Annotated in this window: 5 protein-coding genes; 4 read left to right on the top strand and 1 reads right to left on the bottom strand. The window is 65.2% G+C overall.

The window, feature by feature from the left end:
* Nucleotides 1-69: 69 nt before the first annotated feature.
* Nucleotides 70-2,202 carry a DEAD/DEAH box helicase gene (locus E7742_RS04145; RefSeq protein ID WP_175420401.1) on the bottom strand — a complete coding sequence of 711 codons (2,133 nt, stop codon included), beginning with the start codon at nucleotides 2,200-2,202 and terminating at the stop codon, nucleotides 70-72.
* Nucleotides 2,203-2,482: 280 nt separating this feature from the next.
* Between E7742_RS04145 and E7742_RS04140 the strand changes: the two genes are divergently transcribed.
* The 4 genes from E7742_RS04140 to pglX all read left to right on the top strand — a co-directional run bounded on the left by E7742_RS04140 (nucleotide 2,483) and on the right by pglX (nucleotide 14,966).
* A complete protein-coding gene (locus tag E7742_RS04140) occupies nucleotides 2,483-4,003 on the top strand; it encodes an ATP-binding protein (protein WP_137797783.1) in 1,521 nt (506 codons plus the stop codon).
* Between the two features lie 88 nt (nucleotides 4,004-4,091).
* The gene (locus E7742_RS04135) at nucleotides 4,092-7,064 is read left to right on the top strand and encodes a Z1 domain-containing protein (protein ID WP_137797782.1); all 2,973 of its coding nucleotides are present in this window, start codon (nucleotides 4,092-4,094) and stop codon (nucleotides 7,062-7,064) included.
* 160 nt (nucleotides 7,065-7,224) lie between these two features.
* Nucleotides 7,225-11,388: a protein kinase domain-containing protein gene (locus tag E7742_RS04130; RefSeq protein WP_254699156.1), complete on the top strand. Its 4,164-nt coding sequence runs from the start codon at nucleotides 7,225-7,227 to the stop codon at nucleotides 11,386-11,388.
* A complete protein-coding gene (gene pglX / locus E7742_RS04125) occupies nucleotides 11,388-14,966 on the top strand; it encodes a BREX-2 system adenine-specific DNA-methyltransferase PglX (RefSeq protein WP_137797781.1) in 3,579 nt (1,192 codons plus the stop codon). Before E7742_RS04130 ends, pglX begins: the two co-directional genes overlap by 1 nt.

Genomic DNA, 14,966 nt, shown 5'->3' with positions numbered 1-14,966 from the left:
CGTGAGTACTACCGAGACCCGGGCCAGAATCAATCGAAACCGGTTTCAGCAGTAACCATTTGACGTCGATCACGCACCCTCCAACCGCCGTTGCTCCGCACGGACGAACTCCGCCTCGGTCGGTGCAGTCCCGCCGTCCCAACCGGACGCGACCGCCGCGGCGTCGGACTCCTTCACATGACTGCGTCGCGCGTACTCATCGAACAGATCCGATTTCCTTGCCAACACAGCACGCATCAACTCGTCGACGCTGTCCTTGGCGAGGAGTCGGTGCACCTGCACCGTGCGCACCTGTCCCATCCGGTGTGCCCGCGCAACGGCCTGCGCCTCGGTGCTCGGTTTCCATTGCGGCTCGGCGAGAATCACTACCGATGCGGCCTGAATGTTCAGGCCCACACCACCTGCCTCGATCTGCGCGAGCAATACAGCACTTCCCGAATGGTCGCTGAACTGGTCCACCATACGTTGCCGTTCGGTGGTGGCGGTGGCACCGGTGATCGGTCCGAACACAGTACCCGGCACGGCATCCCGGATGGAGTCGAGGACGCCCCGGAAGAACGAGAACACCAGCACCTTCGCATCGTTCTGCTCCGCTTCCTCCACGATCTCGACGAGTCGGTCCAGCTTCGCAGATCCAGATCGGGCACCGGGCGCGTACGCAGCCTGCCGCATCGCCATGAAGTTGCCGTCACGCACGGCGTCGCGGTACGCGGCACCGTCTTGACGTCCGAGCAGCACCCAGTCCTCTACCTCGATCAGGCCGGGTAGCTCGGTGAGCACATCGGCCTGGTTGCGGCGCAGGTATGCCGGAGCGACGGCCTTTCGGAAGCCGGTTGCGCCGGCCAACCCGTCGCGCACGTGAATACGGTGTGCCAGCGTGGGTTGAACGTAGCTCACCAAGTGCTTGAACTCCTCGACCCGGTTCTCCATCGGGGTGCCGCTGAGGAGCACCACGTACTCGGAGGTGTCCAGCACCGCACGCACAACCCGTGCCCGCTGGGTGCTCGGGTTCTTGATGTAGTGCGCCTCGTCGACCACCAGCAGGTCCGGGTGCACGGGTATCTGTAGTGCCTTGAGTGTGTCGAAGGTGGTGACGGCGACTCCGCCGGAGCTGGCCCACTCCCCCAGCAGCGTGTCACGGTCTGGACCGTGTACCTGCCACGGCCGCAGGTCGGTGTGCTTTCCGGTCTCGATAATCCAATTGCTCACTACACTCGCGGGGCACACCACCAGCGCGTGTCTCTTGCCCTGCGCTGCGAGGTGCGCGGCCACTGCCAACGATTGCACAGTTTTACCGAGACCCATTTCGTCACCGAGGATGGCCTTGCGGCGGGTCAGCAGATACTGCGCCCCGAACGCCTGGTAGCCGCGCAGGAACGACCGCAGGTGAGTTCGGTCGAGCACCACGCGGTCGGCTGCGTCGACGAGGTCTCGGGCGATGAACCCGTGCGCCGACTTTGTCTCCTGCTCGGTGCCAGCCGAGACGAACTGGGAGAGTAGTGCGTTGACCGTCGCCGCGTCCCGCTGGTACTCGGCCCACGGGTCATCGACGCGGGGTGGGGTCTGCACGACGGCGAGCAGCTGGGTGTGCAGGTCAGTTAGCCGAGGGTCCGCGACGATGGCTTGGATCTGTGTAACCGCAGCCTGAGCCTCGGCGCGCTTCTTCCTGCCGGAGAAGAACCTCGCAAGTCTGCTTCCGGCGCGCTTCGCAGCGGGCCGTAGTGGGTCGACTCGAGCGTGGAGCGCCGCCAAAGGTTCACGTACTCGCTCGACGGCCGGTTCGATGTCACGCAAGGCCAGGAGTGAACGCAGGATGTCGGCGTCCGCCGCACTCCGCGTGTCCGGGTCGAGCCGGAACCGGACCTCACCACGCACCCGCTGCTGCTGGGCGAGCGCCTCCGTATGAATGGCGGCCGCGGACTGCGGACCGATACCGGGGACGGTTGCCAGTAGAGCCGGCGATGACCCCACCACATCCGCAATCGTCCGGAACCGGGAGGCCGCCAGCCCGCCTGTGCGGGTGCCCTTCGGCAGCACGTCCTTGATCGACTCGACGGGGATCTCGCGCAGTGCTGTGTCCACCCGGGACGCGATCGCCGCGGAGACTGCGGCGGTGATCGCGGTGCGCAGCGCAGGCGGGGCGTCGAGTGCCTGCTGCCCCAGCACGAACAGTGCGTCCAGTGATCTAACCGTCTCATCCACGCCAGACATCGTCCCCCACCACGCTCGAAGAATGTGATTAGGGCTGAGACTGTCGGCGCAAGGCACTGGGGCCGTTCACCACAGGGCACTCCCGCGCTTGCCCCCGCCCCGTTGCCCGGTACACCACGCAACCCGGATCCAGGCGCATTTGGAACAATCATCCAAACGGCACAACCGGTATGAAATGCTCCGACCCGCCGGACCGATGAAGTGGGGACAGGTCCGTCAAACAGGGGAACCGAGTTCACCGGGAAGGCGGGAACAACTTTGAGGAGGTTGGGTGGCCACTGACAACGACGTCGTCGACACCATCAAGCTCAAGCCAGCGGCCGGGCTTGTCGACAGTCTCGGCGCTCAGCACACCCTCGTGACGGCTATTGCCGATCTAGTCGACAACTCTCTCGATGCCTCGGCTGATCGCATCTCGATTCGTCTACTCACCGCCGATGACGCCCTGGTCCAGGTAGAGGTGGTCGACAACGGGAAAGGAATGGACGAGAGCATCATCGACAAGGCGATGACGCTCGGCCACCGACGCGAGTACGGCGCCAACGACCTCGGTCACTTCGGGGTCGGAATGAAGGCTGCATCGTTCAGCCACAGCGACGTTCTGACGGTCTGGTCGTCGATGGCCGGCGAGACACCCGTGGGTCGCCGCATTCGGCGAGCCGATTTCTCGAAGGACTTCTCGTGCGAGCGCCTGTCGGTGAGAGCTGCGACGTCGGCGCGGCAACGACGCAAGAAGGTGGTGGGTTCGACATTTGGCACCACAATCGTATGGACGTCCATACGCGCCACGTATCGTGGGGCGAACACCGACGAGGCGCGCACGTGGATGGCGAATGCCGAGCGCGAGCTGCGCTCCCATCTGGGTGTGACCTTCCACCGCTTGATCGAGAAGAACGCCCTGACTATCGACATCCTCGTCGATGAAGCGAAGTACGCCGACGAGGGCATCAGTACGCCGGTGAAGTCGATCGACCCCTTCGGGTATGCGCAGACTGGGCGTCCGGGCTATCCCAAGAAGATCGTGGCCAAGTCCAGCGCCAAGTCCGGCGCCCCGTCGTTCGAGCTCACCTGCCATATCTGGCCGCCTAAAACGGACATCCCAGGCTTCCGGATCTTCGGCACGTCAGGGGAAGCGTTCCAAGGCTTCTACGTTTACCGTGCCGATCGGCTGCTGCAGGTGGGTGGTTGGTCCGACGTCGCGAACCGTTCCACCAAGCGCCAGCTCGCGCGCGTCGTTCTCGATGACGCGGACGCCATCGGCCCGTTCCTGACGATGAACCCGGAGAAGTCCGGTCTGCGCTTCGAACCTGCGTTCAAGGATGCCCTTGCCAGTGCCGTAGCAGCTGATGGTACGACCTTCGACGCTTTCCTTGCCGACGCCGAATCCACGTATGTCGAAGGCAATCGACGGAAGAGCAGACGACAGCCGGTCATCACCCCGGATCGCGGATTCGCTCCCGGGATTCGCAGTGTCGTCAAGAGCGAGCTTCCCCTGAAGCGGGGCGAGACTCTCAAAATCCAGTGGAAGCGTTTGCCGAAGGGCGAGTTCATCGACGTCGACTTCGGCGGCAAGGTGCTGTGGCTCAACCAACGCTACCGGCAACTCTTCGCGCCGAGTGGCGGCAGCCTTAACGACGCACCGCTGGTCAAGTCTCTGCTGTTCCTACTCACTCACCATGTCTTCGAAGGCGCACATCTCGGTCCCAAGGACAAGGACAACATCGCACTCTGGCGCGCGGTTCTCGGCGCCGCGGTCGAGTTGGAGGAAGCGATGCGCGGAAACAGCGAATAGATCCCTCGTGGTGCGCTGCTGGAAATCGTCATAGGACGCCGGCGGCGTCCGAACCCGTCCCATCTTCACGCCGGCCCCAGGAGAACGAATGACAACAACGCTTCCCACCGACCAGGATCTCGCCAACGCGCTTCGCAACCTTCTTCAAGGGTTCGCCAATCAGAAGCCCCGGCCGCTTTTGCCTGCACTGCAAGCCTTCTCGGGTGTGGACGCTACGGAGGCCGACCTCGTCCGTTTCCTCGAGCAAGCCCCGACCGACAGCAATTCACTGATCGCTCTGCGGCTGGCGTTCGCGAAATGGGATGCCAGCTCCGAATTCACGTTGGCGGGACCTGACGGGACGGAGACTGGAAGGGGAACGATTGCCCGCCGGAAGGCCGTCGTTTCCGCTCTCGGGTTGTCGACAGCATTCGAGGAGTTCCTACGTACAGTCGTCCCGGTCCATCGGGACGGCACTATCGTTATTTCACGAGAGTTCGAACCGTGGTACGAGGAGGCTCGCCCGCGACGAAGCAACCTCTATTGGACTAACTACGAAAACTACCTCGCCGAGGTGAAGGGGTGGGAATCCCAGTCCATCACGGATCTGGACCGGAGCACGAACTCGATCATTGAGCGTCTCACCGACCCGACGCGCACCGAGATCAAGCAGACGAAGGGTCTCGTGGTCGGCTACGTCCAGAGCGGCAAGACCGCCAACTTCACCGGCGTCATCGCTAAGGCAATCGACGCGGGGTACCGGCTCGTCGTCGTTATGACGGGCACCATCGAAATCCTTCGCGCCCAAACCCAGCGGCGGATCGACATGGAGCTCATGGGTGTCGAGAATGTACTCGCTGGACAGAATCCGAACGACCCCGAGGTCGCGAAGGGGCTCGACTACCAGCAGGACGAGGATTGGCTTGCGAACCGGTTCGTGCGGCACACCGATACCGCGCTCGACCAGCCCGGTGTCGCCCGCATCCGGCGGGTCACCACCCACCGCTCCGACTACAAAAGCCTGCCCCAGGGGATGTCGCAGCTGCGCTACGAACGGCACAACAAGACAAAACCGCTCAATGCCCCGGAGAATCTCTTCCACACCGACGCCTACGTCGTTGTGGTGAAGAAGAATTCGGCACCCCTAAAGAAGCTCATCAAGGACCTCAAGCCGCTCCAGTCGATGCTGAGCGAACTGCCGGCGCTGATCATCGACGACGAGTCCGATCTGGCCTCGGTCAACACCAAGGACCCGAAGAAGTCCAAGGCACGCACAACGATCAACAAGCTCATCACCGAGATGATCAGCATCGTCCCCCGCGCGCAGTACGTAGGGTACACAGCAACGCCCTTCGCGAACGTCTTCATCGACCCCGATGACGAGAGCGACCTCTTCCCCTCGGACTTCGTGCTCTCGCTCGATCCACCCAGCGACTACATGGGAGTTCAGAAGTTCCACGACGTCGATGCTGACTGGGAGAACGTCGAGAAGTCCGTCGCTACGTCGAACGAACTGGCCCACGTGCGCCGCCTCGAAGGCGATCCCGACTCCGACCAGGACCGACGCAAGGCTGAGCTGCGTGAGGCACTCGACGCCTGGGTCCTCAGTGGAGCGATCAAGAAGTACCGCGAGGCCAAGCACGCGACCACTGGAGCGAAGGCCGGCAAGAAGGTCTACCGTCACCACACGATGCTCGTCCACGAGGAGACCGGTAACGTCGCCCACTACGAAGCTGCCGTACTCGTCCGGTCGCTGTGGAACACCGGCAAGTTCACATCGGGCGAGGGACTCACCCGGCTGCGCGGACTGTTCGACAAGGATTTCCTCCCCGTGATGCGGGGTCGCGCCGACGGCGCCGTCCCTGCAAGCTTCGACGAGGTCAAGCCTTTCGTCGCGACGGCGTACGCGGAGATGACGAGCGGAGGCAACGACCCGGTTCTCATCGTCAACTCGGACAAGAATGTTCAGGACCAGCAGCAAGCCCTCGACTTCGACGCCGGCAAAGTGTGGCGCATCCTGGTCGGCGGCACCAAGCTGAGCCGCGGATTCACCGTCGAGGGGCTCACCGTCTCCTACTTCCGCCGCAAGGCCGGTCAGGCCGACACCCTGATGCAGGCGGGCCGGTGGTTCGGCTTCCGCGAGGGCTACCGCGACCTCGTGCGTCTCTACATCCGGCGTGACGACCGAGCGGATCTGTACGAGGCGTTCGAGGCGCTACTGCTGGACGAAGAGGCCTTCCGCGAGGAACTCGGGAAGTACGCGGGGCTCGACGAAGATGGCAAGCCCATCGTCGAGCCGCGGCAGATCCCGCCGCTCGTCAGCCAGCACCTGCCGTGGTTGAAGCCCACCGCGCGCAACAAGATGTTCAATGCCGTGGTTACCTCGCGCGCTTCGGTTGGAACCTTCCACCAGCTGTCGTCCATTCCTGCGCGGGCAGAAAAGGCCGCGAATCAGGCGAACCTGAACAAGGTGATCATCCCGCTGCTGGCACGAGCAACGCAGGAGACCGTGCTTCCGTACACCGACAACGGAACAAGCCGGACGCAGCCGGCCCGAGTCGGCAGCATCTCGGCATCCGAATTCCTAACATATTTCGACCAGTTGACCTGGCACGACGACTACCAGAGCGTTATCAAACCTCTCCGAGCCTTCATCGCCACGGCAACGGAGAAATCGCGGATCGAGGATTGGGCGATCGTATGGCCGCAGCGCCATACTCCCGGCCGCATGCTCCACATCCAGGAGCTCGGAGTCGATGCCCCGATCTTCAAGCGCGCACGCCGCGCCGCGCCCCGTATCGACTTCACCGGCGAGAGCAAGAGGAACATTCTCGCGGCGGAGGCGATCCCGGAGGGGAAGGATGTGGCGCCGCTCGGCAAGAGCGACAAGCGCGGCGTCGTCGTCATCTCGCTCGTGGCCGATGTGGCCGACGACGACGAGAAGATGCAGGTGGCTCGTGAGGACATCGTCGGAATGCTCTCGCTGCGTGTCCCCGACCGGTCCGTGCGCAGTAAGCGCGACCTCATCCAGTACACGGTCATCGCTCCCGACCGCGCAGACCAGGTTGCGGTCGACGCGTAGGGGCCCTGGCCTGTGGGCTACCGAGCCGCCCGGGTGGGTGGCACCACCCGGGCGACTCGCGTGCCCGGACCTTTGCGGCTGACCGAATTGATAGAGTCTGGCGACGTGAACGCGACCGCCGTCGGCCGCGGGGGATCCAGATCGACAACGGGGCGGTGACGTGGCACAACGCGGTGAGATGGCCGGGCGCAGTGACCGGTGGATCGAGGTGTCGAAGTCGGCGTTCGCCCACGAGACCGAGGGCCTGAGCTTCCTCCGCGACGTCGTGCCGGACGCCTCCCCGTACCGGGCGTGGACGAACTTCGAGTTCATGGACAACCACGGCCTGTGGCACGAGGTCGATGCGCTGGTCCTGGGCCGGCGCCGCCTGCACCTGATCGAACTCAAACACTTCCAGGGCCGGCTCGGCGGCACCGAGACCAACTGGGTCCGGCAGCTGCCGAGTGGGAAGGTCCGTACCCAGCGGTCCCCGCTGCTGCTCACCCGCCGCAAGGCGCAGCGGCTGGCGACCCGGATCGAGGAGGAGGCCCGCAAGGTCGCGATCGAGCACGGGCTCAACCCGGAGAAGGTGCGCCGGGCGCTGCCGTTCGTGCAGGAATCGGTGTTCCTCCACGCCGAGGGGTTCACCGTCGACATGCCGGAGTTGGCCAAGTCCGGTCTGTTCGGACTCGACGGCGACGAGGCCCGCTCAAACCTGCCCGGCATCTCCACCCGGATCCTCGAGCCCCCGACGGAGGGCCGCCGGGTCGACGAGGATCTCAGTGTCATCGTCGCGCTGGCACTGAAGAATCTCGGCGTCGCGCGCCGTACCGAACGAGTGGCCGGTTCGTGGACGATCTCCGGCGCGCCGATCGCGTCGGGCGACGACTGGCAGGAGTGGCCGGCCAAGCACAAGGGCACCGACGAGCAGGCCCGGGCCCGCATCGTCTCCTGTCGGCCGGGTACCCCGACGCACGCGCGTGCGGCCGCGCACCGGAAGATGCAGCGCGAGTACACGCTGTTGTCGTCCCTGCGGCACGAGTCGATCGTCGCGCCCCGGGATCTGGTGCAGGACGACGACGGTAACACCGTCCTCGTCTATCCGGAGACCCCCGGCTACGAGCCGCTCGATCTGGCGTTGGCGACGCGCACCCTCACCGCCGAGCAGCAGCTGACGGTGCTGACGCGGGTCGCGGACGCACTCGCGTATGCGCACCGCAATCACGTCGCGCATCGTGGTCTCGGCCCGTCGACGGTGCTGATCCACACCGAACGCCTCGACGCGGGCCGGGTCGAGGTGCGGCTGGTGGACTGGTCGTGGGCGGGACGCATCCACGACGGCGGTACCCGGTCGGCGACGATGCTCGGCACGGCGGTAACCGCGACCGGCGGGGCCGCCGCGGACGAGGTGTACCAGGCGCCGGAGGACCGGTGGGCACCGGATTCCGACCGCATCGCCCTGGACGTGTTCTCGTTGGGCGCGCTCGCGTACTTCCTGCTCTCGGGCGGGCAGAACCCGGCCCGCGACCGGGCCGCACTGCTCGAGCGGCTGCGGCTCGAGCAGGGCCTGGATCTGGCGGCGGCGACGGGCCGCTTCGTCGATGAGCAGCTGCGCGAGTTGGTGCTGCGGGCCACGAACCCGTCGGTATCCAAGCGCGTCGGCACCGACACGAAGACGGGCCGGCCGACGTTCGGTGCGCAGCAGTTCGCGGCCGCCCTGGACGACTACCGCCGCGCGCAGGCCCCCGCGTCGGCGAGCCCCGAGGTTGACCCGCTGAACCCGCCGACGGGTGCGTTGCTGGGCGATCGGTTCGAGGTGCTGCAGGTCCTCGGTTCGGGGTCGACGGCCCGTGGCATCCTGGTCGCCGATCACGAGCACGACGAGCGGACGCGGGTGCTCAAGGTCGGCCTCGACGACACCGCGACGCCCCGGCTCCAGGAGGAAGCCGAGGTGCTGACGGCGCTGGCGCAGCAGCAGCCGCCGGTGCCCGGGGTAGTGGAGCTGATCGAGGGTCCGCTGCACCTCGGGCACCGCACGGCGCTGCTGTTGACCAACTGCGGGGAGCAGACCCTCGCCGACGTGGTCCGCTACACCCCGCTCGGGGAGGCACAGCTCAAGACGTGGGGCCTGGGCCTGCTGGACGCGGTGGTGGCGCTGGACGCGGCCGGCATCACGCACCGCGACATCAAGCCGTCGAACCTCGGCTTGTCCCGGCCGGACGGCAAGCGCTCGGCGAAAGCGCGACTCGCGCTGTTCGACTTCTCCCTCTCCCGCGCCCCGGTGGACCAGCTCGATGCCGGCACTCCCCCGTACCGGGATCCGTTCCTGGGTACCGGGATCCGCAGCGCCTACGATTCGGCGGCCGAACGCTATTCGGCGGCGGTGGTGCTGTACGAGATGGCGACCGCGAGCACCCCGGTGTACGGCGACGGAGTGAGCGACCCGCGGGTGCTGTCGGACGATGTCGCGGTGTCGGCGGAGGATTTCGGTGGCTTCTCGCGTAGCCGCGCGGAAGCGCTCGCCAGCTTCTTCCTCACTGCCTTGGCCCGCAACGTGCGGGACCGGTTCGACACGGCGGCCGCGATGCGCGCCGCGTGGGCGGCGGTGTTCGCGGCGAAGACAGTGGCTGCCGGCCCGGTGATCGAGGTCGACGCGACGACGACCGTGCAGTCGACTTCCACGGTGGACGTGGAGGTGGCAACGCCGGCCGCACCCACCTACCGCTCGCTGCAGGTGCTGGCGACGGAGTTCGCGCGGGCGGCGGCGACGAAGCCGTCGGCGATCCGCCGACAGGTGGTGGAGCTGCTGCTGGGCACCCACGAGGCCGCACCGGACGACCCGTTCGTGACGTATCAGGTGTTGGCGCCGCTGGCCGGAGTGACGCCGGGCCGCATCGCGCAGATCTTCGGCGAGCTGCGGGACCTGTGGGCGAAGAACCCCCAGCTGGCGGCGACGGTGGACCTGCTGCACCAGCAGGGGCTGACGCTGCTCGAATCGCTCGGTGGCGCAAGCACTCCCGAGCTACTGGCCCGCGAACTGGCGGGCGCACTGGACACCGACGGACTGGCGGGCACCCAGCGGACCGCGCTGGGTGTGCTGCGGCTGGTGCTCGCATCCGCCCCGCCGGTCCCCGAACCGGAGCCCGGCACGGACGCCTCGGATGAGCAGGACACGAGTCTGCAGCTGGTGCGACGCCAGTCGACGGGCACCGTGGCGATGATCGCCACCAGCCCGCGGTTCCGCCCCCTGCCCGCCGCGTTGGCGCGTGCCGCAGAAGACCTGGTCGCGGACGCGCAAGCGCAGGGCACGGCTCTGGCTGTTCCGGCAGAGACGGATCGTCCGCTGCGGGCGGCCGCCGCGGCAGCGCTCGATGTCGCTCCGGACCAGGTGGAGATCCCCGGGTACGTGCTGCTGCGGATCGCCGCGGCGTCGTCCGGATCGGTGACGTTGTCGGCGCGCGACGAGTTGCACGCCCGCGCGCTGCCGATCCGGGACGCCCTCGCCCTGCTGCTGCAGGGGCTGTCGACGTCGGACTCGTTCGGCCGAGCGGAGCTGGAATCGCGTGTCGCGGCCCGGTTCCCGACGCTGGCGAAGAAGCTCCCCCGCCGCCCCGAGCTCGATGCGCTCGTCGCCGCCGTAGTACCGGGGATGGTGTGGAGTGACGAGCGGGGACGCTACGAGTTCCGGGATGCGCCGCAACAGCTTTCGCATATCCCCACCCGACACACGCTCGCCGGTTCGCCGGCCGTCGCTACCGGCGCGGGCACCGACATCGAGCTGCTGCTGCACGCGAGCATTGGAGAGCGCACGTTCCGGGCGCTCGGGGTGCCGTTGGGCGCCTCGGATCAGGTGGCGGACGCGTTGGTGGAGCGGTTCGGCGCGACCCGGGTGGATGTGACGGACGTGCTGCTGGGCGAGATGCGTTCGCAGGCCACTATGAACGGGATTTCGTGGGACGCGATCCTCGCAGCAGACTCCGGTGCTGCCACGGACCGTGAGCACCTGAAGAGCTTTATTGAGCGGTCAATCCCGGTTGTCGTAGATGCGGTCAATTCGGCAACGGGTCCGGTAGTTCTGACCGATCTTTCGACCCTCGCCGCGTACGGACTGCTCAACACCTTCGTCGTCCGGTGGGCGGACGTAACGAACCCTCCGCTCCACGCGGTATGGGCGCTAATCCCGCAGCCCGATGAATCGGGGGGCCGGCCGGGCGCACGTGTGGACGGCACCGCGCTGACACGCACTAGCCCGGAACAGTTCGTGCAGGTGGACCGGTTCGGTCTGCAGGCGCTGCTGACCAGTCGGAACACAGAGCAGAAGACCACGATGAAGGAGCATGTCTGATGGCGTTGGCCACGATCTCGGGAGCCGCGCTCAAGGATGCACTGAAGCCGCAGTTGACGCTGCTGGTGGACGACATGCGCGCCAAGCTGACCGCCGACCCCGCCGAGTTGGAGCGCTGGCGCGCGACGCACCGTAATGCTGTCGCCGAGCAGCGGACCGCGGTGTCGTGGACCGACTGGTCCGAGGATCAGCTCACCCAGGCCGCCGTCGGCTGGCTGCTCACCTCGGTGTTCGTGCGCTTCTGTGAGGACAATCTACTGCTCGGCGACACCGCCGTGTGGATCACCCACCCCGATCCGATGCTCCGGCAGCGCGCCATCGATGCCGAGCAGGCGTTCTACCGCAGCGACACCAACCACTCCTATCGCGAATGGCTTGAGGAGTCCTTCGACGCGCTGCAGAAGTTCCCCGCAACGCAGTCGCTGGTGGACGAGCATGCGGCGCTGAACATCATCGCGCCGAGCTCCGACGCGGTGCATCAGGTGCTGTCGTTCTGGCGGCAGGTCGACGACACCGGGGAGCTGGTGTGGACGTTCCGCGATCCCGAGCTGTCCACCCGGTTCCTGGGTGACCTGTACCAGGATCTGTCCGACTTCGCGAAGAAGAAGTACGCACTGCTGCAGACGCCGGAGTTCGTCGAGGAGTTCATCCTCGACCAAACGCTCGAACCTGCGCTCAAGGATCGGCCGCTGGAGGGGTTCAAGGTCATCGACCCGACGTGCGGGTCCGGGCACTTCCTGCTCGGCGCCTTCGCGCGGCTGGTGGATCGGTGGCATCGGGAAGCGCCGGGGCTGGACCTACGGACGCGGGTCGACAACGCACTGTCTTCGGTCTATGGCGTGGACCTGAATCCGTTCGCGGTGGCGATCGCGAAGTTCCGGTTGATCGTCGCAGCGTTGAAGGCGTCCGGGGAAACGACTTTGGTGAACGCGCCGAAGTTCACTTTGAATCTCGCCAATGGGGACTCGCTGCTCCACGGAGCGGAGCAGGGTGGGGCGACAGCCCTCGACTTTGGTGACCTGTCCTTCGACAAGGACGCCGTAGTGTCGGGGTTCGCTTACTCGACCGAAGACGTAGCGCTGCTGCGCAAGATTCTCGCGCCGGGCCAGTACGACGTGGTAGTCGGGAATCCGCCATACATTGTCGTCGGCGACAAGGCACTCAACGCGCGATACCGCGAGATCTACCGCTACTGCAAGGGAACTTATGCCCTGACTGTTCCTTTCATGGAAAAGTTCTTTTATCTCGCCAGTAAGGGAGATAGGGCTGGTTGGGTTGGTCAGATCACGTCGAACTCTTTCATGAAGCGAGGGTTCGGCGCTCCCTTGATCGAAGAGTTTTTGTCGCGGATGGATCTACGTCTCGTTGCCGATACATCAGGTGCTTACATCCCAGGGCACGGCACACCCACAGTAATTATTGCCGGCCGAAACCACCGTGCGGTTCATACGACAGTCCGTGCGATTCTCGGCATCCAAGGTGAACCAGGTGCACCTGATGATCCCTCAAAGGGCAAAGTGTGGCGCTCGATCGTGGACCACGTAGATGAACCAGGCTTCGAAGATCCTTGGATCTCAGTCGAAGACTTGAATCGTGATTTGCTCGGAAAACACCCGTGGAGCCTCAGCGGGGGCGGGGCGGTTGAGACTCAGCGCGCAATTCAGGACGCGACGACATCTGTCCTGAATGACCATATCGAAGGCCCGATCGGTCGTGCAATCCGAGCTGGATCAGACGACGCATTTATTCGCCCCCGCCTTGGCATCCGGATCACACCGAGCGACCCCTTCAGGGAGCTCATCCTGGGCGAAGAAGTACGAGATTGGGGCGCGCGACCGGCGAATCTGATTTTCTACCCATACCGTTATGGTACTTCCGAGATTGACGTCCAGGCACCCCCCAAATCTCTGTGGCCATACCGGCGCACGCTGGAAGAGCGGCGCACTTTTCAGGGGAACATGGCCGACGCCGGTCTCAAATGGTGGGCTTACATGCAGCATACTTCTTCAGGTTATCGAACCCCGCTGTCTATCTGCTTTGCAAACATCGGCACACACAACCATTTCGAACTTGAAAGAGGGGGGCGAATCTTCAGCTCCCACGCGCCGGTGATCAAGTTGCGGGAGGGCACCTCCGAGGACGATCACCTGCGACTCCTGGGCACCCTCAACAGTTCGACCGCTTGCTTCTGGCTCAAGCAGAACAGCCAAAGCAAGGGCAACGCGACTGCTGCAAGCGGCATGCCCGACCAGCCGTGGTCGTGGAACTGGGAGTTCACCGGGACGACCCTGCAAGACTTCCCTCTGCCCCCCCGCGATGTCCTGGAGCGCGCACGCAGACTCGACCAACTCGCCCAGCAACTTTCCGCAGTCGAGCCCGCAAATGCCCTTACAGGTGACGGCTCTATCCACAGCTCCATCAATGAGTCACGGCGCCAAAGCGCCTCCGTGCGTGGGTCGATGGTTACAGAGCAGGAGGAGCTCGATTGGGAGGTCTACTACAACTACAACCTTATCGATGAACGACTCTTTCTCGACGTAGGGCTCTCACCCGAAATCCACCCAGGCGAGCGTGCTTTCGAGATCGGATTGGCTCGCCAGCTCAACCTCGGCGAATCCAACACCAAGTGGTTCAGCCACCGCAATCACGGGCACGTACAGACCCTGGAAATTCCCACACACTGGCCAGCCGAATACCGGGAACTCGTCCAGAAGCGACTGGACACCATCGAGTCGAATCCCTTCATCCGCCTGCTGGAGCGCCCCGAGTACAAGCGCCGCTGGGCCGGCGACTCGTGGGATGTGAAACTGCAGAGGGCACTCAAGGATTGGCTGCTCGATCGACTCGAGGATCGGTCGCTGTGGTTCACCCCGCAGAGCACTCCACAGATGCTGTCGGTCGCCGAACTCGCCGGACGTATGGAGAAGGACCCCGAGTTCATCACCGCACTCGACCTGTGGGCCGGCAAGAAGGATGCGCCCGTCACCGAGACCCTCGTCAAACTCCTCGCCGACGAGGCAGTGCCGTACCTGGCGGCTATGCGCTACAAGGAAGCCGGTTTGCGGAAACGCGCGGAGTGGGAACGCGTGTGGGACCTGCAGCGCGACGAGGACGCCGGTCTGATCAAGGCCACCGACATCCCCGTGCCTCCGAAGTACACCAGCGCCGATTTCCTCAAGTCCTCGTACTGGTCCCATCGCGGCAAGCTGGATGTCCCGAAGGAACGGTTCATCTCCTATCCCGGCGCCGGCCGCGCCACCGACCCCACCCCACTGCTGGGGTGGGCCGGCTGGAACCACGCCCAGCAGTGCCTCGCGCTCGCGACGATCTACGCTCTTCGTGAGCAGGAGGGAACGGCCCTGTCGGAGTTGGTACCGGTCGTCGCCGGTATAGCGGAGGTGCTGCCGTGGGTCAAGCAATGGCATTCCGGCGTCGACCCGACCTTCGGGATAGACCTCGCCGACTACCTCGCCGGCCAGCTCAACGAGAAGGCGGCGGCCGTCGGCGTCGCCGTGCCCGATCTCGGCAACTGGCGTCCACCCAAGGCAACTCGCGGACGCAAAGCCAAGTCGCAGTGA

This window comes from Rhodococcus sp. SGAir0479 (assembly GCF_005484805.1).
Lineage (GTDB): Bacteria > Actinomycetota > Actinomycetes > Mycobacteriales > Mycobacteriaceae > Prescottella.
Note: the sequence above shows the minus strand (reverse complement) of the source record. Positions and strands in the feature narration are given on the sequence as shown.